We start from the raw sequence: 20,516 nt of genomic DNA on the forward strand, positions 1-20,516 counted from the left end.
CCCTTTACCTCAGTTCTGGCCAACCGTAGCGACTATGGTGACCTGCTTGTTGTCCGGAATTTCCTGGTACGCCAGCACGTGCATGCTGGGTACCGCCAGCCGCGCGAAGCGCGAGAGCATCGCCCGGATCGGACCGGCCACCAGCAGGATCACCGGTTTGCCGAGCATTTCCTGGCGCTGCGCCGCATCCACCAGGGAACGCTGCAGCTTTTCAGCCATGCCGGGCTCGAGGAGGATGCCATCCTCGCTGCCCTGACCGGCCTTCTGCAGACTGTTCAGCAATATCTGTTCCAACCTTGGTTCCAGAGTGATCACAGGCAGCTCCGGCTCTAGCCCCACAATGCTTTGCACGATTGCGCGGGCCAGCGACACACGGACCGCGGCGACCATCGCGGCGGGATCTTGACTCTTCGGTGCGACGTTGGCGATCGCCTCGGCGATGGTGCGGATATCGCGTACCGGCACCTGCTCCTGCAGCAGTGCCTGCAACACCTTGAGCAGGGTCGACAGCGACACCAGCCCCGGCACCAGCTCCTCGGCCAGCTTGGGCGAGCTCTTGGCCAGCAACTGCATGAGCTGTTGCACTTCCTCGTGACCGAGCAGCTCGTGGGCGTGCTTGTGCAGGATCTGGTTGAGGTGGGTGGCGACCACCGTACTGGCGTCGACCACGGTGTAGCCGAGCGATTGCGCCTGATCACGCTGGCTGGGATCGATCCATACCGCCTCCAGGCCGAACGCCGGATCCTTGGCGGCGATCCCATTGAGCGGGCCGAACACCTGGCCGGGGTTGATCGCCAGTTCCCGATCGGGATAGACCTCCGCCTCGGCGACGCTGACGCCCATCAGCGTCAGGCGATAGGCGTTGGGCGCCAGGTCGAGGTTGTCGCGGATATGCACCGAGGGCATGAGAAAGCCCATTTCCTGCGAGAGCTTCTTGCGCACGCCCTTGATCCGCGCCAGCAACTGGCCGCCCTGGTTGCGATCGACCAGCGGAATCAGGCGATAGCCCACCTCCAGGCCAACCATGTCCACCGGAGTGACGTCATCCCAGCCCAGTTCCTTGACCTCCTGGGCCTTCTGCGCCGGCAGCAGCTCCTGCTGACGCTGGACCTCCTTGACCTCCTCTTCCTTGGCCTTGCGCTGGCGGTGGGCGATCCAGTACGCACCACCGGCGGCGATCAGGCCCAGGCCGATGAAGGAAAAGTGCGGCATGCCCGGCACCAGGCCCATGGCGATCATGATCGCTGCGGCTACGGCCAGCGCACGCGGCGAGGCGAACATCTGCCGGTTGACCTGCGCGCCCATGTCCTCGGAGGTGGACACGCGGGTCACCATTACCGCCGCTGCCGTGGACAGCAACAGGGAAGGAATCTGCGCCACCAGGCCGTCACCGATGGTCAGCAGGGTGTAGACCTTGCCGGCGTCGGAGAAGGCCAGGCTGTGCTGCAGCACGCCGATGGCGATACCGCCGATGAGGTTGATGAACAGGATCAGCAAGCCGGCGATGGCGTCACCGCGGACGAACTTGCTGGCACCGTCCATGGAACCGTAGAAGTCGGCCTCCTGCGCCACTTCGCTGCGGCGCTTCTTGGCCTCGACCTGGTCGATGAGGCCGGCGTTGAGGTCGGCGTCGATGGCCATCTGCTTGCCGGGCATGGCATCCAGGGTGAAACGCGCGCTCACTTCGGAGATACGCCCGGCACCCTTGGTGACCACCACGAAGTTGATGATCATGAGGATGGCGAACACCACGATACCGACCACGTAGTTGCCGCCGATCACCACCTCACCGAAGGCCTGGATCACCTGCCCCGCCGCGCCATGCCCCTCGTGACCGTTGAGCAGCACCACGCGCGTGGACGCCACGTTCAGCGCCAGGCGCAGCAGCGTCGCCGCCAGCAGGATGGTGGGGAACACGGCGAAATCCAGCGGTCGCAGGGCGTAGATACTGACCAGCAGGACGACGATCGACAGGGCGATGCTGAAGGTGAACAGCACATCGAGCAGGAACGCCGGGATCGGCAGCATGACCATGCCGAGCATGACCAGCAGCAACAGCGGAATGCCCAGGTTGCCATGGCGCAAGCCTGCCAGGTTGCTGCGCACTTCACCGATTAACTGTGCTCGATCTACTGCCACGTGCCCTACCCCAACCATTCAATCTTTTGACGCGAGACTGCGCCCTAGAGGGGTAATGGCAAGAAGCGTTCCACAAATGCCGAGGCCACGTACGACGCCGCTTACGTGTCGCGACGCAGGTCCGGCGGGATGGGCAGATCCGGCAGCGGTCCGGGGCGCTTGCCCTTGCCGGCGCGGTACTGACGCAGCTGGTAGACGTAGGCCAGCACCTGGGCCACCGCCAGGTACAGACCGGCAGGAATCTCCTGGTCCAGCTCGGTGGAGTAGTACACCGCCCGCGCCAGTGCCGGCGACTCCAGCACCATCACCTGGTGCTCCTGGGCGATTTCACGAATCTTCAGCGCCAGGAAGTCGCCACCCTTGGCCAGCAACATCGGCGCCCCACCCTTTTCCGGGTCGTACTTCAGCGCCACCGCGAAGTGGGTCGGGTTGGTGATCACCACGTCGGCCTGCGGCACCGACTGCATCATCCGCCGCTCGGCCATTTCCCGCTGCAACTGGCGGATGCGGCCCTTGACCTCGGGCTTGCCTTCGGTGTCCTTGTACTCGTCACGCACTTCCTGCTTGGTCATCATCAGCTTCTGCTTGTGACTCCAGAGCTGGAACGGCACATCCACCGCCGCGATCAGGATCAGCCCGCAGGACAGCCAGAAAGCGCTCCAGCCGACGACCTTGAGGCTATGCAGGATCGCCGGCTCGAGCGGCTCGTTGGCAATCGACAGCAGGTCGTCCTGGTCGACCGACAACACCAGCAGCGCCACGGCCAGGATCACCAGGAACTTGGCCAGCGCCTTGAGCAGCTCGACCAGCGCCTGCACGGAGAACATGCGCTTGAGCCCGGCCAGCGGATTCATCCGGCTGGCCTTGGGCTGCAGGGCCTCGGCGGAGAACAGCCAGCCGCCCAGCGCGATCGGGCCGACCACCGAGGCGATCAGCAAGGCGATGAAGAACGGCTGCACCGCCACCAGGGCGGCCTTGCCGGAGGCCAGCAGGTGCAGGGCCATGCTGCCTTCGTTCATCAGCACGTCGCGCGGCAGGCTGAAGTTGCCGCGCATCACCCCTATCAGGGTGTTGCCCATGTAGGCGCCGAAGCTGATCAGCGCCACGGTGCCGGTGAGCGTCACCGCCAGCGTGTTGAGTTCCTTGGAGCGAGCGATCTGGCCTTTTTTCCGCGACTCCTCGAGCCGCTTGCCTGTGGGTTCCTCGCTCTTGTCGGCGCCGCTTTCGCTTTCAGCCATGCGGACTCCTCATCGCGTTTCGGCGAACTCGCCCAGCTGCTGCAGGGCGTCGCTGGCCAGCGCCTGGAACAGGCTGCCAAAGTCGGAAAGGCTGACCCAGAAGATCACCAGGCCCATGGCCAGGGTCAACGGGAAACCGATGGAGAAGATGTTCAGCTGCGGCGCGGCGCGGGTCATCACGCCAAAGGCCAGGTTGATCACCAGCAGGGCGGTGACAGCCGGCAGCGTCAGCAGCAGCCCCGCACCGATGACCCAGCCGAGCTTGCCCGCCAGGGTCCAGTAGTGATCGACCATCAGCCCCTGCCCGTAAGGCAAGGTGACGAAGCTCTCGGCCAGCACCTCCAGCGCCACCAGGTGCCCGTTGATCGCCAGGAACAGCAGGGTCACCAGCATCAGCATGAACTGCCCGAGCACCGGCACGGAGACGCCGTTGGTTGGGTCGACCATCGAGGCGAAGCCCAGGCCCATCTGCATGGCGATGATCTGCCCTGCGACGATGAAGAGGTGGAAGAACAGCTGCAGGACGAAGCCCAGCATGGCACCGATCAGCACCTGCTCGACGATCAGCAGCAGGCTGCGCAGGCTCAATGCGTCCACCTGCGGCATCGGCGGCAGGGTCGGCACCAGCACCACGCTGATGGCCAGCGCCAGGTACAGGCGCACGCGGGTCGGCACCAGCTGCGTACCGATGATCGGCATCACCATCAGCATCGCCGCGATACGGAACAACGGCAGCAGGAACTGGCCGACCCAGCCGCTGATCTGCGCATTGCTCAACTCCAGCATCGCCCCCTGCCCTCAACCGATCAGGTAGGGAATGTTCTGAATCAGCGTCTGGGTGTACTCCATCAGCTGACTCACCAACCAGGGACCGGCCCAGATCAGGGTGATCAGCATCACCATCAGGCGCGGCAGGAAACTCAGGGTCTGTTCGTTGATCTGCGTGGCGGCCTGGAACATCGCCACGATCAGGCCGACCACCAGGCTCGGCACCACCGCCAGGCCGACGATCAGGACGATCAGCCAGAGCGCTTCGCGAAACAGGTCAACCGCAATCTCGGGGGTCATGTGCGCCTCGCTATAAGGTGCCGAAGCTGGCGGCCAGGGTGCCCATGATCAGCGCCCAGCCATCGACCAGCACGAACAGCATGATCTTGAACGGCAGCGAGATGATCAGCGGCGACAGCATCATCATGCCCATGGCCATGAGGATACTGGCGACCACCATGTCGATGATCAGGAACGGGATGAAGATCATGAAGCCGATCTGGAAGGCCGTCTTCAGCTCGGACGTCACGAAGGCCGGCACCAGGATGGTCAGCGGCACGTCCTCGACACCGGCCAGGTCGGTACGCTTGGACAGGCGCACGAACAGCTCCAGATCGCTCTCGCGGGTCTGCGCCAGCATGAAGTCGCGGATCGGCCCCTCGGCACGCGTCAGCGCCTCCTGGGCGACGATCTCCTCGTTGAGATAGGGCTGCAGGGCGTCGCTGTTGATGCGGTCGAACACCGGCGCCATGATGAACATCGTGAGAAACAGCGCCAACCCCACCAGAATCTGGTTCGAGGGCGTCTGCTGCAGGCCGAGCGCCTGCCGCAGGATGGAGAACACGATGATGATCCGGGTGAAGCTGGTCATCAGCATGACGAACGCCGGGATGAAGCTCAGCGCGGTCATGATCAGCAGGATCTGCAGGCTGACCGAGTACTCCTGCTGGCCGTCCGCGTCCGTGGACAGGGTGATGGCCGGGATCGACAGCGGGCTGCTGCCCTGCTGGATCAGGCTATTGCCCGTGGGCGGATCTTCGGCGAACGACAGCGAAGTGGCCAGGCTAAGCACCAGCACCAGCAACAGACGCAGCATCAGGATTTATCCTTCTGATCCTTGCCCAGCAGCTCCATCAGGCGCTGGGCGAACTCGGGGGTGGCGGCCTCGGCATCGCCCAGGTGCACTGGCTCCTTGAGCACATGCAGCGGCGCGATGCGCCCGGCGGACAGGCCCAGGAGGATCTGCTCGTTGCCCACCTGCACCAGCACCAGGCGATCGCGCGGCCCGAGCGGCTGGGTCGCCAGCAGCTTGATCACCTGGCCACCACGCGGCGCCAGCTGCTGCACACGGCGCAACAGCCACGCCAGCAGGAAGATCAGGCCGATGACCAGCAACAGCCCCAGCAGCAACTGGCCGAGCTGGCCGGCCACATCGCTGCTGGCCATCGGCGTCGCGGCCTTGCCGGCAGGCTCGGCGGCGACAACGACGCCAGGCAGCGCCAACAGCAACGCAAGGATTCGGCTCATGTCAGCGCAGCTTCTTGATGCGTTCGCTGGGGCTGATCACGTCGGTCAGGCGGATGCCGAACTTCTCGTTGACCACGACCACTTCGCCATGGGCAATCAGCGTACCGTTGACCAGCACGTCCAGCGGCTCGCCGGCCAGGCGATCGAGCTCGATCACCGACCCCTGGTTGAGCTGCAGCAGGTTGCGGATGGTGATGTCGGTGTTGCCGACCTCCATGGAGATGGACACCGGAATATCCAGGATCACATCCAGGTTGGGCCCTTCCAGGTTGACCGGCAGGTTGGGCGACGGCGGTGCGCTGCCGAACTCCTCCATCGGCGCACGCGGCGCGGCGGGCTGCGCAGGTTGTGCGGCCTCCTGCCCGGCCAGCATGGCATCGATGTCGTCCTGCCCGGCGTCTTCACCGGCCTCGGCCAGCGCAGCGGCCCACTCGTCGGCCAGCGCCTGTTCCTCGGGGGAAGTGTTTTCTTCGTCTGCCATCGTCTTTCCTCGCCTGGCTTCAGCTATTCGTTCGCATCGGGCCAACCGGCCCACAGGGTTGCCGGCGCTTCAGCGCTGGCGTTCGATCGGGTCCAGCACCTGCAAGGCCAGGTTGCCCTTGTGGGCCCCCAGCTTGACCTTGAAGGTCGGCACGCCATTGGCGCGCATGATCACGTTGTCCGGCAGCTCCACCGGGATCACGTCTCCCGGCTGCATGTGCAGGATGTCGCGCAGCTTCAGCTGACGACGCGCCACCGTCGCGGACAGGGGCACGCTGACATCGAGGATGTCTTCGCGCAGGGCCTTGATCCAGCGCTCGTCCTGATCGTCGACATCGGACTGGAAGCCGGCGTCGAGCATCTCGCGGATCGGCTCGATCATCGAATACGGCATGGTGATGTGCAGGTCGCCGCCACCGCCATCCAGTTCGATGTGGAAGGTGGAGACCACCACCACCTCGCTGGGGCTGACGATGTTGGCCAGCGCCGGGTTGACCTCCGAGTTGACGTACTCGAAGTTGATATCCATCACCGCGTGCCAGGCTTCGCGCAGATCGACGAAGGCCTGATCCAGCACCATGCGCACCACGCGCAGTTCGGTCGGGGTGAACTCGCGTCCTTCGATCTTGGCGTGGCGGCCGTCGCCGCCGAAGAAGTTGTCCACCAGCTTGAACACCAGCTTGGCATCGAGGATGAACAGCCCGGTGCCACGCAGCGGCTTCATCTTCACCAGGTTGAGGCTGGTCGGCACGTACAGCGAATGCACGTACTCACCGAACTTCATCACCTGCACGCCACCCACGGCGACGTCGGCGGAGCGCCGCAGCAGGTTGAACATGCTGATGCGGGTGTAACGGGCGAAGCGCTCGTTGATCATCTCCAGGGTCGGCATGCGCCCACGGACGATACGGTCCTGACTGGTCAGGTCATACTGCTTGACGCTCGTCGGATCGGCGGAGTCTTCGGTCTCGACCAACCCGTCGTCGACGCCATGCAGCAGCGCATCGATCTCGTCCTGGGAAAGCAGGTCTTGCACGGCCATGTTCGGCTCCCGCTACTGCAACACGAAATTGGTGAACAGCACCTGCTCGACCACAGTGCTGCCGGTTTCCTTCTGGGCCAGCTCCTGTACGCTGGCCAGCGCCTGCTGCAGGAGCATCTCCTTGCCCAGCGGCGTCTGCAGCGCGGCGAAATCCTGACCGGCGAGCAGCATCACCAACTGGTTGCGCAGCACCGGCATGTGCACCTTGAGCTTCTCCATCCCGGCAGCGTCGCGCCCCATCAGCGCCATGCTGAGCTGCAGGTAGCGGGTGCGCCCCTGGTAGTTGAAGTTGACGACGAAGGCCGGCATCAGGTCCTGATACAGCGCCGGCTGGTGCCCCGGGGCGGCAGGCGCCTCGGCTTCGCTGGCCGCATGCTCCTCGGACTTGTCGCCCTTGCTGAGAATGAACCAGGTACCGCCAACGGACAGGCCGACAGCCAGCAACAGGCCCACCACGATGAGAATGATGAGTTTGAGCTTGCTCTTGCCGGCGGGTTGTCCCTCGGCCGCAGGTGCCGCTTCTTTCTTAGCCATGCCAATAATCCGTCACTTGTCGGAGTTTTGTCCGCTTTCAAAGGGTTAAGAGCAAGTGTTATGCCAGCATATGAGCAGGCTTGTCTAACTCCGGGCTGCGGATTTAACAGCGCCAGCCTCTTGCTGTCACCTCAAATGCAATCGCCCGGGTTGCCTGAATGGCTACCCGGGCGATTGCAAGTCTAGCGGAGTCACGCCGAACATCGGAGCCGGCGGCTTGTGGCGTGGCGCTCGTTTCGCTCACGCCAGGCGGCCGCCGATGCCGCGCAGCGGGCCAGGACCGCAGCGTTTCGGCTACGTATCACGCGTAGTAGTCGACGAGCCCCCGACCACTGCTCAGGCGATCGCTGCGGATTTCCTGATGACCGACGGCCTGCCCCTCGTCACCGCCAAACAGGCCATCGCGCGCGCCGGAACCGCCACGCCCGCCCTCGCCCTGCCCTTGCCCCTGCCAGCCACGGTTCAGCGACTGGTCGGAAACGTTGGCATCGGCCAGGTTCATGCCCTGTTGCGCGAACATCTCGCGCAAGCGATGCATCTGCCCCTCCAGCGCGTCACGCACACCCGCGTTGGGACTGGCGAAGGTGACCTGGGCCTGGTCCTGAGTCATGTGCACCCGCACTTCGAGGCGCCCCAGGTCCGCCGGGTCGAGCTGGATCTCGGCAGACTTGAGGTTCTGGCTGGACAGCCACATGACCCGATCGACCACCGCCTCGCTCCAGCCGGCCTGCTGCATGGCCACCGGCTGGCCGGGTACCAGCGGCAGACGCTGCGCAGCGTTGGTCTGCTGGTTGAGGGCCTGGGTCAGCGCACTGAGCTTGCTGACGAACTGATCCGGACGATTGGGCTGGACGCTGTCCTTCAGGCTGTCCTGGACATCCTTGGCCAGGCTCTCCAGCGGCAGGTCCAGGGTGGACTCGTCAGTCGTCGTGGTCGACTCCTCGCCCTTGCCCATGGCGGCCATGGCGGCGGCGAAATCGGCACTGGCCACGGTCTTGGTGCTCTTGCTGACAGCCTCCTGCACCGGCGTAGGCTTGACCGCCAGTTCCTCCGGCTGCGAATCGAGCAGCGCCAGCGGGTCGAGCCCCTCTTCCTCCGTCACCGGCCCGGCCTCTTCGCCAGCGGCAGCGGCGGCGGCACCGGTGATCACCAGCGCCGCGGGCTCCAGCTCCTCATCGGGGAGCGCGGCCTCCTCGGTTTGCGGCTGCATACCGCCCAGGGCCATCGCCAGCAACGGGTCGAGTTCCTCCTCCCCGGTTTCCTCACTCGGCAAGGAATTGCCGGAGGCGGCAACCTCCGGCTGCTCAGCGGCAGCCGTGGCAGCGTCGGCCTCGGCCGTAGCCGGGCCGCTGCTCTGTTCTTGCTTGGGCTTCTCGGCATTGCCAGCACGCTCGCCAGGCTTGGCCTGGCGCTCCTTGGCATATACCTCGGCAAAGCTGGAAGCACCGTTCTTGCTGGGCTCCGGCGCTTTAGCCGGCTGCTTCGCTTTGCTCTTAACCTCAGGCGTGGCCTGCAGGCGCAGATCGGGCAACGCGGACATGGACGCTCTCCGTCTAATGGGTCGTGACGGTATCAGAGCAAAGGACGGGCCAACTCGTGCAATCGCCTAGACGCGATAACGCTGGCGCTCGGATTTGAGCAGGATGCGGACGATGGCGAACTCGCGCTCGATCTGCTCGATCAAGGCCGGCGCCAGCTCCATCGCCTCACGCCGCCCGGCGTCTTCGAGCTCCTTGCACAGGCCGGACAGCATCACCGCGCCCATGTTGCTGCAGCTGCCCTTGAAGCTGTGCGCAGCCAGGCGCAGCCCCTGCGGGTCGCCCTGCGCCTCGGCCTCGCGCAGCAGGCGCACGCGCTCCTCGGAGTCAGCCACGAAGGTATCGAGCAACGCCGGATATTCGGCTTCCATAACGTCCTGCAGGGCTGCCAGGACGGCATCGTCGAGATGGATATCGGACAACGGGTCACTCCCTGAACGACAGGACTGGCATTATGCCTCAGCAGACCAGCAAAACTCCACGCTGACGCCCCGGCCATCCGCGCAAAGGCCAAAACCATCACTGAGCTGGCGAACCAGGCCCAGACCGCGCCCACACAGGGCTTCATCACCGGCCGCATCGACCTCGTCCGGGTCGAATCCCGGCCCGCTGTCCTCGACCCGGATGATCAGCCGACCACCGGCCCCTTCGGGCAGCATCTGCAGGTGAAAACGCACGTAGCCATCCTGCAGCGCGCCCAGGCGCAGGCGGCGCTCGCGGTAGTATTCGGCGAAACCGCTGGCATCGCGCTTCAACGAGGAGTCCAGGCCCATCACGCCATGCTCCAGCGCGTTGGAGTAGAGCTCGGCGAGCACGGTGTACAGCTCGCCACCGCGCGGCCTCAGCGCTTGCACGTCGAGCAGCAGCTGCAGCAGGTACGGCAAGGGATTGAAATGCCGCAGGCTGTGCGCCCGAAACTCGAAAGTCGCGGACCAGTCCTGCGCACTGCTCAAGCCACTGTCGGCGAACGCCAGCGGCCGGGGGCGCCCGTCATCCTCGGGCATCCCGACCTGAACCATGCTGACGTCGTCCTGCTGCTCGCCACGAAACGCCACCAGCGCCCGCTGGATTTCCTCGAACAACGCCGGTGGCTGGCGGTTGGCGTCCAGCAGCTCGAGCAGGCGCTGCTCGCCGAACAGCTCGCCCTGCTGATCGCAGGCCTCCAGCACGCCGTCGCTGAGCAGGAAGACCCGATCGCCCAGCTCCAGCGGATAGACCTCGCAACGATCGCTGAACGCAGCAGGGTCGAGAATGCCCAGCGGGAGGTGGCGCGATACCAGGGGCTGCCGCGGCCGGCCATCGGCATGCAGCAGGTAGCCGTCGGGCAGGCCGCCGTTCCACACTTCCAGCAGACCGCGCTTGCTGCTGATGTTGAGCATGGTGGCGCAACAGAACACCCCCACTGGCAGGATGCGCTTGAGCTTGGCGTTGATCTCGCGAAGGATCTCGGCGAGCGCATGGCCCTTGGCGGTCATGCCATAGAACACCTCGGCCAGCGGCATCGCACCGATGGCGGCCGGCAATCCGTGGCCGGTGAAGTCGCCGAGCATCACGTGCATGCCGCCCGACGGCTTGTAGGCCGCCAGCAGCAGGTCACCGTTGAACAGCGCGTAGGGTGATTGCAGGTAGCGTATGTTCGGCGCGGCCAGGCAGCCGGAATGCGCCACCTTGTCGAACACCGCCTTGGCCACGTGCTGCTCGCGCAGCAGGTGCTCGTTGTGCCGGGCGATCAGGTCGCGCTGCTGCAGCACCGTGTCGTGCAGGCGGCGCAGGCGATCCATGGCGCCGATCTTGGCTTCCAGAATCACCCGGTTGTAGGGCTTGGCGAGAAAATCGTCGCCACCGGCCTCCAGGCAGCGAACCAGCGCCTCGCCCTCGGTCAGCGAGGTGAGAAAGATGATCGGAACCAGCGCCTCGCCGGTCTTCTGCTTGATCCGCCGGGCCGCCTCGAAGCCATCCATCACCGGCATCAGCGCGTCCATCAGCACCAGGTGCGGACGTTCCAGCTCGAACAGGGCGACCGCCTCGAGGCCATTGCTGGCGGTCGTCACGCGATGCCCCTGGCGACTGACGATGGTCGACAGCAGCATGCGATCGGCCGCGTTGTCCTCGGCAATCAGGATCGACAGACGATCAGGCATGCTCAGGTGATCTGGAACAACTGCTCGAAGTTGGAAATAGCGAGGATCTTGCGAACGTCGCTACTGCAGTTGAGCAGGCGGATCTCCGCAGCATCGCCACCGGCATGGTCGCGCAACAGCAGGAGCATGCCCAGCGCCGAGCTGTCCAGGTAGCTGGTGTCGCGCAGGTCGACCTGATAGCGCTTGGGCGTGATGTTGACGCGCTCGTAGGCGTCACGGAATTCCTGGTGGGAGGCGAAGTCGAAGCGTCCTCGAATCACGATGGTCAGCTCTTGCCCGTCCGCGGACGGTTGCGAGGTAATGGCCATGTCTACTCCTTTGTCGAGACTCTGCCAGATAAGGTGGTTCACGTCTCAAGGTGTAGCACCTGCCCGGCGCCGAAACAACTCCGTTCAGGGTTCGCCGCGATCGATCAGGCGCTGTGCCAGCTCATCGAGCAGCTTCTGCTCGCGTCGATCCTCGGCCAGACGCGCCTCGTCGATATAGCGCTGGACCAGCTTGCGCAGCCCTTCCAGCCGCGCGTAGCGCTGCTGCCAGAGCGCCCGAGCCTTCTCCATGTTGGCGCGGTGCCATTCGAGACTCTGCTGCTGCTGCCCGACGGCCGTCTCCAGCTGCGAGAGAAAGCGCTGGTAGTTCATCAGCCACTGCCCGGAGACGCCCTTGCTGCCTTCGCTGATCCACTGCTGCTGGTAATCGCCACGAAAGCGCTCCAGCTCGCCCAGCTTGGCTTCGGCCTGGCCGACCAGGCCCCGGCAGTGTCCCAGCTGGCGGGCGGCCTCGCGCTCGGCCTTCTCCGCCATGTCGACCACCGGCTGCAGGCGCTTGGCTCGACTCAGGCTCATGCCGCAGTGCCCCCTGCGGCAGCGTCCAGGCGGCGCAGTGTCAGCTCAGGCCCCATGTCTTGCCCCGTCACTGCCCCAGCACACCGGCCAGCTGTTCGCGACTCTGCGCCATGCCGACGCTCTCGCCGAGCCCCTGACGCAGGTACTGGGCCATCTGCGGCTGCCGCGCGATGGCCAGGTCGGTATCGGCGTCGCCACCGGGGACGTAGGCACCGACGCTGATCAGGTCGCGGCTCTGCTGGAAGCGCGACCACAGCTGCTTGAAGCGTTGCGCCTGCTTGAGCTGCTCGGCGGGCACCACCTGCGGCATGACCCGGCTGATGGAGGACTCGATGTCGATGGCCGGATAATGCCCCTCCTCGGCCAGCCGGCGGGACAGGACGAAGTGCCCGTCGAGCACGCCGCGCGCCGCATCGGCGATGGGGTCCTGCTGGTCATCGCCTTCGCTCAGCACGGTATAGAACGCGGTGATCGAACCACCGCCGGCCTCGGCGTTGCCGGCACGCTCGACCAGCTTGGGCAGCTTGGCGAACACCGACGGCGGATAGCCCTTGGTCGCGGGCGGCTCGCCGATGGCCAGGGCGATCTCCCGCTGGGCCTGGGCATAGCGGGTCAGGGAATCCATCAGCAGCAGCACGTTCTTGCCCTTGTCGCGAAAGTACTCGGCGATACGCGTGCAGTACTGCGCCGCACGCAGGCGCATCAGCGGCGCATCGTCGGCAGGCGAGGCGACCACGACGGAACGCTTGAGCCCCTCCTCACCGAGGATTTCGTCGATGAATTCCTTCACCTCCCGCCCACGCTCGCCGATCAGGCCGACGACGATGATCTCGGCTTCGGTGAAGCGGGTCATCATCCCCAGCAACACCGACTTGCCCACGCCGGTACCGGCGAACAGGCCCAGACGCTGGCCGCGCCCGACGGTCAGCAGGCCGTTGATGGTGCGAATGCCGACATCCAGCGGCTGGCTGATGGGGTCACGGTTGAGCGGGTTGATCATGGGGCCATCCATCGGCACCCAGTCCTCGGCCTTCATGCCGCCCTTGCCGTCCAGGGCCCTGCCGGCGCCATCGAGCACCCGGCCGAGCATCGACATGCCCATCGGCAGGCGGCCCGCATCCGGCAGCGGCACGACACGTGCGCCCGGCGCGATGCCGGCCAGACTGCCGACCGGCATCAGGTAGATCTTGCCGCCGGAGAAGCCCATGACCTCGGCCTCGACCTGCACCGGGTGGTAGCTGTCATCGTTGATCACCAGGCAGCGGCTGCCGATTGCCGAGCGCAGCCCCTCGGCCTCCAGCGTCAGGCCGACCATGCGCAGCAGGCGGCCTTCGAGGATCGGCTGGCTGGGCAGGTTGATGGCGTCGCTGTAGCCCTCCAGGCGCCGCGCGAAGCTCACCCGGTCAAGGCGCATCGGGGTTATCCAGATCCAGGTTGATGTCCGCCTCGGGCGGCTGGGTCGCCTGTGCACGCTGTTGCTCGAACAGCTGCTTGAGCGCCTGTGCCATGCGCGTTTCGACGCTGGCGTCGATCTGGCTGTGCTCGGACTCGATGCGGCAGCCGCCAGGCAGCAGGCCGTCGTCCTCGAGAATGCGCCAGTCTTCTTCATGGCGCTCGCGCAGGGCCTTGATCGTCTCGAAGTCCTGCGGGTTGATCTGGATACGGATGTTGTCCGCGCCCATCGGCAGCAGCTTGAGCGCCTCGCGCAACACCTGGCGAATCTGGCTGGAATCGGTGTTCAGCTCGCGCTGGATCACCTCGCGCACCATGTGGCTGACCAGGCGCACCAGGGCGACTTCGACCTGCTGGTCCTGCTCGGCGATCGGCTCCAGCAACTGTTGCATGAGTTTCTCGAGGCCGTCGAGCTTGAGCGCCAGGGCGGCGTCGGCCTCCTGCTTGGCCTTGAGCTGGCCGGCATGAAAACCGTCCTTCTCGCCGGTGGCGAACCCTTCGTTGTAGGCGTCCTGGCGGATCGCCTCCACCTCGTCGAGCGTCAGGGGTTTGACATCCTCGAGCGCCACCTCCTCGACCTGCGCCGCCTCGTCCACCTCCGCTTCGGCAGCCGGCGCCGGCTCTTCGGCGGCTGGCTCGGCTTCGGCCTGCGCATCTCCGGGCGGGTCGAAACTGGGCAATGCCCAACGGTCGAACGTGCCAAGATCCTTGGCACGAATCAGCTCGCTCTCCGGCTCCTTGGTCACCGACATGGCTTAGACCATTTCCTCGCCGCCCTTGCCGCCGAGCACGATCTCGCCGGCTTCGGCCATACGGCGAGCGATGGTGAGGATTTCCTTCTGCGCCGCTTCGACGTCGCTGACGCGCACCGGCCCCTTGGCCTCCAGGTCGTCGCGCAGCAGTTCCGCGGCGCGCTTGGACATGTTCTTGAAGACCTTTTCCTTGATCGCATCGTCGGCGCCCTTGAGCGCCAGTACCAGCACCTCGGACGACACCTCGCGCATCAGCGCCTGGATGCCACGGTCGTCGACGTCCGCCAGGTTGTCGAACACGAACATGAGGTCCTCGATCTGCGTCGACAGATCTTCGTCCACCTCGCGGATCGAGTCCATCAGCTGGCCTTCCACCGAGCTGTCGAGGAAGTTCATGATGTCCGCCGCACGCTTGACCCCGCCCATGGTGGCGCGCGAGGTGTTGGCGCTGCCGGAGAACTGCTTCTCGAGAATCTGGTTGAGTTCCTTGAGCGCCGAGGGCTGCACGGTGTTGAGCGAGGACACGCGCAGGATGATGTCCAGGCGCACCTTGTGATCGAAGTGGCTGAGCACTTCGCCGGCCTGGTCCGGGTCGAGGTAGGCGACGACGATGGCCTGGATCTGCGGGTGCTCGTAGCGGATCACGTCCGCCACCGCACGCGGCTCCATCCACTTGAGGCTGTCCAGGCCACTGGTGCTGCCGCCGAGCAGGATGCGGTCGATCAGGTTGCCGGCCTTGTCCTCGCCCAGTGCCGCGGTGAGCATCTTGCGGATGTAGCCGTCGGAACCGACGCCCAGGCTGGTCTGGTCGCCTACGATCTCGACGAACTCGCCCATCACCTGCTCGACCTGCTCGCGGTGGATGTTGCGCATGCCGGCCATGGCCACGCCGACGCGCTGCACTTCCTTGGGCCCGAGATGGCGCAGCACCTGCGCGGCATCGGTTTCACCCAGCGACAGCAGCAGGATCGCGGCCTTGTCGACCTTGGTCAGCTTGGTAGCGGTACGATTGTCACTCATCGGCGTTGATCCACTCTTTCACTACCTGGGCAACGCGGCCCGGATCTTCCGCCACCAGGCTCTTGATGGCGTTCAGTTGTGCATCATACCCCTCACTGGGACTGGGGAGCATTATGCTCTGCGGCCCGCCCAGGCTGACACGGTCGTCGGACAGCTCGCCATCCAGCCCGGCCATCTCGCCCAGTTCCACGTCGCCGCCCTTGCCCTGCTCGCTGCCCTTGCCGCCGCCGGTGATGTTGTTCAGCACCGGGCGCAGCACGCCGAATACCAGGACCAGGATGAACAGTACGCCGAGCACCTGCTTGACGATGTCCCAGAACCAGGGCTGGGTGTAGAACGGGATATCCGGAATCTCTTCGCCGATGGACGCGGTGAACGCGGTGTTGATCACGCTGACGCTGTCCCCGCGGCTGGCATCGAAGCCGACCGAGTCCTGCACGAGACGGGTGAAACGCGCCAGGTCGTCGGCACTCCACGGAACGCGGGTGGTCTCGCCCGTCGCCGGGTCGACACGCACCTGGTCATCCACCACCACCGCGACCGACAGGCGACGCAGGCGCCCCTGCTGCTGCTTGGTGTAACTGACCGAACGATCCAGCTCGAAATTGCGCGTGGACTGCTCGCGCTTGTCCGCCGGGTAAGGCGCCAGCATCGGCTGGCCGGTGGCCGGATCGGTGATCTGCTGGCCATTGGCATCCACCAGCGGCTGCCCGGCGGCTACCGGCCCGGCAGGTGCAGCGGCGGCAGCGGCCTGCTGCGGCGCAGCAGCCGGACCCGGCGGCTGATTGGACAGTGCGCCCGGCACGCCCTGCGGCGGCAGGCTGCTCTGGCGCTGTTCGTTGACCTGCTGTTCGCTGCGCAGGGCCGGCTGGTCCGGGTTGAACATCTCGGAGGTGGACTCGACCGCACTGAAATCCACGTCGGCAGACACTTCGGCCTTGTAGCGCCCGGTGCCCAGCACCGGCTGCAGGATGTTGTGCACGCGCTGGGTGAACAGCGTTTCCATGCGACGGGTGTAGTCGAACTGCTTGCCCGCCATGGTCAGCTCGGACAGCTCCTGCTGGTCGGAGAGCAGATTGCCCTTCTGGTCGACCACGGTGACCTGGCCCTTGTCCAGTTCCGGCACGCTGGTGGCGACCAGGTTGACGATGGCCATGACCTGGCTGGGCTCCAGCGCGCGGCCCGGGTACAGCTCCACCAGAACCGAGGCGGAAGGCTTGCGCTCATCACGCACGAACACCGAGGCCTTGGGCATGGCCAGGTGCACGCGCGCAGCCTTGACGTTGTTGAGGCTGGCCACGGTGCGCGCCAGTTCGCCCTCGAGGCCACGGCGGTAACGGGTCGCTTCCATGAACTGGCTGGTGCCCAGCCCCTGCTCACGGTCGAGAATCTCGAAGCCGACACTGGTGTCGGTCGGCGCCACTCCGGCGGCGGCAAGGCGCATGCGCGCACGCGCCAGATCGTCGGCCTTGACCAGCAGGGCGCCGGAATTGGGTTCGATGGTGTAGTCGATGCCGGACGCCGCCAGTGTGTCGACCACCTGGGTGGCGTCCATCCCGTTCAGGCTGCCGTACAGCGGACGATAGTCCGGTTGCTGCGACCAGAGCACCACGGCAAAGCCGATTGCCACGCTGGCGGCCAGGCCGACCAGCAGGCCGAGCTGGCGCAGCACCGACATTTCCGCGAGGTTTTCCAGGAAGCTAAGACCCAGCAGCGGCTTCTTGGGCTCGCCTGCGTCAGCCTTGGCCGGGACGTTTGCTACTGCTGCTTCAGCCATGAATCAACCCTCAGACCGGCATCTGCATGATGTCTTGATAAGCCTGGACCAGCTTGTTACGCACCTGGGTCATGGCCTGGAAGGATACGCTGGCTTTCTGCGAGGCGATCATCACGTCGGTCAGGTCGACCCCGCTCTGGCCCATCTCGAAAGCGGTAGCCAGCTTGTTGGAAGCCTGCTGGGTTTCGTTGACCTTGTTCACCGCCTGGCCAAGCATTTCCGAGAAGCTCGGCGCCCCGGCCACTGGCTCGCTGACAGCAGGCTTCTGCCGGGCCATGGCCTCGGCCTGCATGGCACGCATTTCCAGCATCAAGCGATTGAATTCAACACCCTGACTCATGACATCCTCCACTGCCCGCTTTTTGACGCTAGCGGTGCTTTGCAGGGGTATCTGCAACAAGGGTGCCAAGAGAGCAGCTTCAAGCAAGAGCAAGAGCGGGCGACGGGGAGGTACGGCCGGCAGGAGCGGATCTATCCGCGAAAAAAGACAGCACCGCGCCCGCCGGAATCGCGAATGAATGGGCTCCTGCATGAAGAGCCAGGCGATGGCGAACGCGGCTTTACCAGGGCGGGATCAACTGGCGTAGAGATAGGCCTCGACATCCATGCCGGCATCACGCATCTGCGCCAGCTTGTAGCGCAGCGTGCGCGGGCTGATGCCCAGGCGCTCGGCGGCTTCCTTGCGGCGACCACGCTCGGCACGCAGGGTGTCGATGATGACCTGGAATTCACGACGCCGCAGGTCTTCCCCCAGCGCGCCGCCATCACCGCTGCCCAGCGCTTCGTCCGCTGGGACCACGGCCGCCGGCGCACTGGGCACCACGGCCAGGCGCGGCGCGGTGCCCTGCACGGACTGGCCGATGGAGGCGTTCAGGCACAGGTCCTGCGCCTGAATCACCCCGCCTTGTTGCAGGATCAGGGCGCGCTGGATGGCGTTGTCCAGTTCCCGCACGTTGCCGGGCCATTGATGCTGCACCAGGTTCTGCGCCGCCGACTCGGAGAGACGCACCGGAGACTGATTCATTTTTTTGACGTGCTTGGCCAGCAACCGCTCGGCGAGCGGCAGGATGTCGGCAGGTCGCTCGCGCAGCGGGCGCCAGGCCAGCGGGAACACCGACAGGCGATAGTAGAGATCCTCACGGAAACGCCCGGCCGCCACTTCGCCGGCCAGATCGCGGTTGCTGGTCGCCAGCACGCGAATATCCAGGCTGACGGGCTTGCGCGCCCCGACCCGCTCCACTTCGCGCTCCTGCAGCACGCGCAGCAGCTTCGCCTGCAGCCCCAGCGGCATCTCGGAAATCTCGTCGAGCAGGATGGTGCCGCCATCCGCCAGCTCGAACTTGCCTGGCTGGGCCGTGACGGCACCGGTGAAGGCGCCCTTCTCGTGACCGAACAGCGTGGCCTCGAGCATGTTGTCGGGAATCGCTGCACAGTTGATCGCGATGAACGGGCCATTGCCGCGCGGCGACTGCTGATGGATGTAGCGCGCCAGCACCTCCTTGCCGGTGCCGGACTCGCCCGTGATCATCACCGTCGAATCGCTCTGCGCGACGCGGGCCGCCAGCTCGAGCAACTGCACGCTGGCCGGCTCCAGCGCCACCGGACCGTCACGATCGCCGGCCGGCAGCTTGCCCAGCGCATGCTTGGCGACCAGTTCCAGCAGGGTGCGCGGTTCGAAGGGCTTGACCAGGTAATCGGCGGCGCCCTGACGGATCGCATCGACCGCACGTTCCACCGCGCCAAACGCGGTCATCAGCAGCACCGGCAGCTGCGGGTGGCGAGTGCGGATCTGCGCCAGCAACTGATGCCCGTCCATCCCCGGCATGTTGACGTCGCTGACCACCAGGCCGAACGGCTCCTCGGTCAGTGCGACCAGCGCCGCTTCGGCGCAATCGACCGCACGATAGTCGTGCCCGCCCAGGCACAGGGTATCGGCCAGGGCTTCGCGCAGGGCGCGATCGTCTTCAACCAGCAGGACTTTGGCAGCCATGGGTTACTCCTGTTTCGAATGAGGTGCCGCGTTGAGCAGCGGCAGGGAAACGATGGCGCAGGTTCCACGACCCGCACGCGATTGCAGCAGCAGCTGGCCCTGATGGGCACGCGCCACGGCCTTGACCACCGCCAGCCCCAGGCCGGTTCCGGTGGTCTTGGTGGTAAAGAAGGGTTCACCCAGGCGCGCCAGCGTTTCGCGTGACATGCCCGGGCCGTTGTCGCTGACGCACAGGCGCAACTGGCCATCGCGACGATACAGATGGATCTTCAGACGAGCATCGCGCCCACCGGCCTGGATGGCGTTGTCGATCAGGTTGAGCACCGTGCCGACCAGGGTGTCGCGATTGCACAGCAGCTCGCCCTCGCGGACGTCGCACTGCCAGCGGACCGCCATGTCGCCGACGTGGGCCTCGGCGGCCGCGCGCAGGGCAGCGAACAGCTCGGCAGGCGACAGACGATCCGGCAGCGGCAACTCACCGCGGGCGAAGATCAGCATGTCGCGCACCTGGTTCTCCAGCTCGTGCAGACGCTCCTTGAGACGCCCGGCGAAGCGCTGCTGCTGCTCGGCGGGCAGGACCTGCTCGTTCAGGTGACTGGCATACAGCAGCGCCGCGGACAGCGGCGTGCGAATCTGATGCGCCAGCGAGGCCACCATGCGCCCCAGCGCGGAGAGTCGCTCGTGACGGGAAAGCTGATCCTGCAGGCGACGGGTTTCTGTCAGGTCGGTCAGCAGCACCAGCTGACCGGGCTCGCCGTGCAACGACCGCGTGGCGATCGACAGGCGTCGGCCATCGCGCATGGAAATCTCGTGGCCATCGTCTTCACGCGGGGCGAAGTTGCGCGCGATCACCTGGCGCCAGAGCATGCCGACCAGGGGCTGTCCCAGCAGTGCCCGGGCCACGGGGTTGGCCTCGCGCACCACGCCCTGCCCATCGATCACGATCACGCCACCCGGCAGCAGGTCGAGCAGGCTCTGCAGGCGATGCGCCAGGCGCTCTTTCTCCGCCAGCTCCTGCATGCGCTGGGCGCTGACCAATGCCAGCTGGCCCTTCAGCTCGTTGACCCGCGCCTCGAGCAGGCTGTACGACTCGCTGAGCTGGCTGGACATCTGGTTGAACAGGGCAAAGGCCTGCTCCAGACCGGCACGACTGGCCTGCTCGAGCGGCGCCGACAGGCTGGGCTCGGTGGATTCGGTGGGACGGCGGTTGGCTTCCATCTGCTTCTCTCGCATGACGCACCGTCAGAAGACGGTCAGATGCAGGAGACCTAGCAAT

21 protein-coding genes are annotated in these 20,516 nt (G+C 65.7%); all 21 read right to left on the bottom strand.

Features of this window, described 5'->3' with window-relative positions:
- Positions 1-9: 9 nt before the first annotated feature.
- Positions 10-2,139 (bottom strand): flagellar biosynthesis protein FlhA, encoded by a 2,130-nt coding sequence (gene flhA, locus FIV02_RS15215; protein WP_371923174.1) that lies wholly within the window; start codon positions 2,137-2,139, stop codon positions 10-12.
- 101 nt (positions 2,140-2,240) lie between these two features.
- Positions 2,241-3,377 (bottom strand): flagellar biosynthesis protein FlhB, encoded by a 1,137-nt coding sequence (gene flhB / locus FIV02_RS15220; RefSeq protein ID WP_037050454.1) that lies wholly within the window; start codon positions 3,375-3,377, stop codon positions 2,241-2,243.
- 9 nt (positions 3,378-3,386) lie between these two features.
- Positions 3,387-4,163 (bottom strand): flagellar biosynthetic protein FliR, encoded by a 777-nt coding sequence (gene fliR, locus FIV02_RS15225; RefSeq protein WP_037050451.1) that lies wholly within the window; start codon positions 4,161-4,163, stop codon positions 3,387-3,389.
- Positions 4,164-4,175: 12 nt separating this feature from the next.
- Complete coding sequence (gene fliQ / locus FIV02_RS15230; RefSeq protein ID WP_037050449.1) at positions 4,176-4,445, bottom strand: flagellar biosynthesis protein FliQ; 270 nt, start codon at positions 4,443-4,445, stop codon at positions 4,176-4,178.
- Between the two features lie 10 nt (positions 4,446-4,455).
- Positions 4,456-5,241, bottom strand: coding sequence for a flagellar type III secretion system pore protein FliP (gene fliP, locus FIV02_RS15235; RefSeq protein WP_152489092.1), 786 nt, complete (start codon positions 5,239-5,241; stop codon positions 4,456-4,458).
- Entirely contained in the window at positions 5,241-5,672 is a 432-nt protein-coding gene (gene fliO, locus FIV02_RS15240) for a flagellar biosynthetic protein FliO (protein WP_152489093.1), read from the bottom strand. The genes fliP and fliO overlap by 1 nt, the downstream gene beginning before the upstream one ends.
- Before the next feature lies 1 nt (position 5,673).
- Positions 5,674-6,153, bottom strand: a complete 480-nt coding sequence (fliN, locus tag FIV02_RS15245; RefSeq protein ID WP_037050443.1) for a flagellar motor switch protein FliN — start codon at positions 6,151-6,153, stop codon at positions 5,674-5,676.
- Between the two features lie 69 nt (positions 6,154-6,222).
- Positions 6,223-7,194, bottom strand: a complete 972-nt coding sequence (gene fliM / locus FIV02_RS15250) for a flagellar motor switch protein FliM (RefSeq protein WP_037050440.1) — start codon at positions 7,192-7,194, stop codon at positions 6,223-6,225.
- Positions 7,195-7,206: 12 nt separating this feature from the next.
- Positions 7,207-7,728, bottom strand: coding sequence for a flagellar basal body-associated protein FliL (gene fliL, locus FIV02_RS15255; RefSeq protein ID WP_037050438.1), 522 nt, complete (start codon positions 7,726-7,728; stop codon positions 7,207-7,209).
- 301 nt (positions 7,729-8,029) lie between these two features.
- Positions 8,030-9,268 carry a flagellar hook-length control protein FliK gene (locus FIV02_RS15260; protein WP_150605685.1) on the bottom strand — a complete coding sequence of 413 codons (1,239 nt, stop codon included), beginning with the start codon at positions 9,266-9,268 and terminating at the stop codon, positions 8,030-8,032.
- Positions 9,269-9,334: 66 nt separating this feature from the next.
- Positions 9,335-9,688 carry an Hpt domain-containing protein gene (locus FIV02_RS15265; protein ID WP_037050433.1) on the bottom strand — a complete coding sequence of 118 codons (354 nt, stop codon included), beginning with the start codon at positions 9,686-9,688 and terminating at the stop codon, positions 9,335-9,337.
- 30 nt (positions 9,689-9,718) lie between these two features.
- Positions 9,719-11,407, bottom strand: a complete 1,689-nt coding sequence (locus FIV02_RS15270; RefSeq protein ID WP_037050430.1) for a fused response regulator/phosphatase — start codon at positions 11,405-11,407, stop codon at positions 9,719-9,721.
- A 2-nt stretch (positions 11,408-11,409) separates the two neighbouring features.
- The gene (locus FIV02_RS15275) at positions 11,410-11,715 is read right to left on the bottom strand and encodes an STAS domain-containing protein (RefSeq protein WP_037050427.1); all 306 of its coding nucleotides are present in this window, start codon (positions 11,713-11,715) and stop codon (positions 11,410-11,412) included.
- An 84-nt stretch (positions 11,716-11,799) separates the two neighbouring features.
- On the bottom strand, positions 11,800-12,249 hold the full coding sequence (gene fliJ, locus FIV02_RS15280) for a flagellar export protein FliJ (RefSeq protein ID WP_037050425.1): 450 nt from the start codon (positions 12,247-12,249) through the stop codon (positions 11,800-11,802).
- Positions 12,250-12,316: 67 nt separating this feature from the next.
- Entirely contained in the window at positions 12,317-13,663 is a 1,347-nt protein-coding gene (gene fliI, locus FIV02_RS15285; protein WP_134675532.1) for a flagellar protein export ATPase FliI, read from the bottom strand.
- On the bottom strand, positions 13,653-14,453 hold the full coding sequence (gene fliH / locus FIV02_RS15290; RefSeq protein ID WP_152489094.1) for a flagellar assembly protein FliH: 801 nt from the start codon (positions 14,451-14,453) through the stop codon (positions 13,653-13,655). The genes fliI and fliH overlap by 11 nt, the downstream gene beginning before the upstream one ends.
- 3 nt (positions 14,454-14,456) lie before the next feature.
- On the bottom strand, positions 14,457-15,473 hold the full coding sequence (gene fliG / locus FIV02_RS15295; RefSeq protein ID WP_037050420.1) for a flagellar motor switch protein FliG: 1,017 nt from the start codon (positions 15,471-15,473) through the stop codon (positions 14,457-14,459).
- Positions 15,466-17,250: a flagellar basal-body MS-ring/collar protein FliF gene (fliF, locus tag FIV02_RS15300; RefSeq protein ID WP_152489095.1), complete on the bottom strand. Its 1,785-nt coding sequence runs from the start codon at positions 17,248-17,250 to the stop codon at positions 15,466-15,468. The genes fliG and fliF overlap by 8 nt, the downstream gene beginning before the upstream one ends.
- A 10-nt stretch (positions 17,251-17,260) precedes the next feature.
- Positions 17,261-17,590, bottom strand: coding sequence for a flagellar hook-basal body complex protein FliE (gene fliE, locus FIV02_RS15305; protein ID WP_037050415.1), 330 nt, complete (start codon positions 17,588-17,590; stop codon positions 17,261-17,263).
- Positions 17,591-17,824: 234 nt separating this feature from the next.
- On the bottom strand, positions 17,825-19,240 hold the full coding sequence (gene fleR / locus FIV02_RS15310) for a sigma-54-dependent response regulator transcription factor FleR (RefSeq protein WP_152489096.1): 1,416 nt from the start codon (positions 19,238-19,240) through the stop codon (positions 17,825-17,827).
- Positions 19,241-19,243: 3 nt separating this feature from the next.
- A complete protein-coding gene (locus FIV02_RS15315; protein WP_037050411.1) occupies positions 19,244-20,458 on the bottom strand; it encodes a PAS domain-containing sensor histidine kinase in 1,215 nt (404 codons plus the stop codon).
- Between the last annotated feature and the right edge of the window lie 58 nt (positions 20,459-20,516).

This window comes from Pseudomonas sp. THAF187a, assembly GCF_009363395.1.
Lineage (GTDB): Bacteria > Pseudomonadota > Gammaproteobacteria > Pseudomonadales > Pseudomonadaceae > Aquipseudomonas > Aquipseudomonas khazarica.

What these genes read in the sequence shown, in the direction of transcription:
- flhB (WP_037050454.1), bottom strand. Translation starts at nt 3,377, where the DNA reads ATGGCTGAAAGCGAAAGCGGCGCCGACAAGAGCGAGGAACCCACAGGC.
- fliR (WP_037050451.1), bottom strand. Translation starts at nt 4,163, where the DNA reads ATGCTGGAGTTGAGCAATGCGCAGATCAGCGGCTGGGTCGGCCAGTTC.
- fliQ (WP_037050449.1), bottom strand. Translation starts at nt 4,445, where the DNA reads ATGACCCCCGAGATTGCGGTTGACCTGTTTCGCGAAGCGCTCTGGCTG.
- fliP (WP_152489092.1), bottom strand. Translation starts at nt 5,241, where the DNA reads ATGCTGCGTCTGTTGCTGGTGCTGGTGCTTAGCCTGGCCACTTCGCTG.
- fliO (WP_152489093.1), bottom strand. Translation starts at nt 5,672, where the DNA reads ATGAGCCGAATCCTTGCGTTGCTGTTGGCGCTGCCTGGCGTCGTTGTC.
- fliN (WP_037050443.1), bottom strand. Translation starts at nt 6,153, where the DNA reads ATGGCAGACGAAGAAAACACTTCCCCCGAGGAACAGGCGCTGGCCGAC.
- fliM (WP_037050440.1), bottom strand. Translation starts at nt 7,194, where the DNA reads ATGGCCGTGCAAGACCTGCTTTCCCAGGACGAGATCGATGCGCTGCTG.
- fliL (WP_037050438.1), bottom strand. Translation starts at nt 7,728, where the DNA reads ATGGCTAAGAAAGAAGCGGCACCTGCGGCCGAGGGACAACCCGCCGGC.
- FIV02_RS15260 (WP_150605685.1), bottom strand. Translation starts at nt 9,268, where the DNA reads ATGTCCGCGTTGCCCGATCTGCGCCTGCAGGCCACGCCTGAGGTTAAG.
- FIV02_RS15270 (WP_037050430.1), bottom strand. Translation starts at nt 11,407, where the DNA reads ATGCCTGATCGTCTGTCGATCCTGATTGCCGAGGACAACGCGGCCGAT.
- FIV02_RS15275 (WP_037050427.1), bottom strand. Translation starts at nt 11,715, where the DNA reads ATGGCCATTACCTCGCAACCGTCCGCGGACGGGCAAGAGCTGACCATC.
- fliJ (WP_037050425.1), bottom strand. Translation starts at nt 12,249, where the DNA reads ATGAGCCTGAGTCGAGCCAAGCGCCTGCAGCCGGTGGTCGACATGGCG.
- fliI (WP_134675532.1), bottom strand. Translation starts at nt 13,663, where the DNA reads ATGCGCCTTGACCGGGTGAGCTTCGCGCGGCGCCTGGAGGGCTACAGC.
- fliH (WP_152489094.1), bottom strand. Translation starts at nt 14,453, where the DNA reads ATGTCGGTGACCAAGGAGCCGGAGAGCGAGCTGATTCGTGCCAAGGAT.
- fliG (WP_037050420.1), bottom strand. Translation starts at nt 15,473, where the DNA reads ATGAGTGACAATCGTACCGCTACCAAGCTGACCAAGGTCGACAAGGCC.
- fliF (WP_152489095.1), bottom strand. Translation starts at nt 17,250, where the DNA reads ATGGCTGAAGCAGCAGTAGCAAACGTCCCGGCCAAGGCTGACGCAGGC.
- fliE (WP_037050415.1), bottom strand. Translation starts at nt 17,590, where the DNA reads ATGAGTCAGGGTGTTGAATTCAATCGCTTGATGCTGGAAATGCGTGCC.
- fleR (WP_152489096.1), bottom strand. Translation starts at nt 19,240, where the DNA reads ATGGCTGCCAAAGTCCTGCTGGTTGAAGACGATCGCGCCCTGCGCGAA.
- FIV02_RS15315 (WP_037050411.1), bottom strand. Translation starts at nt 20,458, where the DNA reads ATGGAAGCCAACCGCCGTCCCACCGAATCCACCGAGCCCAGCCTGTCG.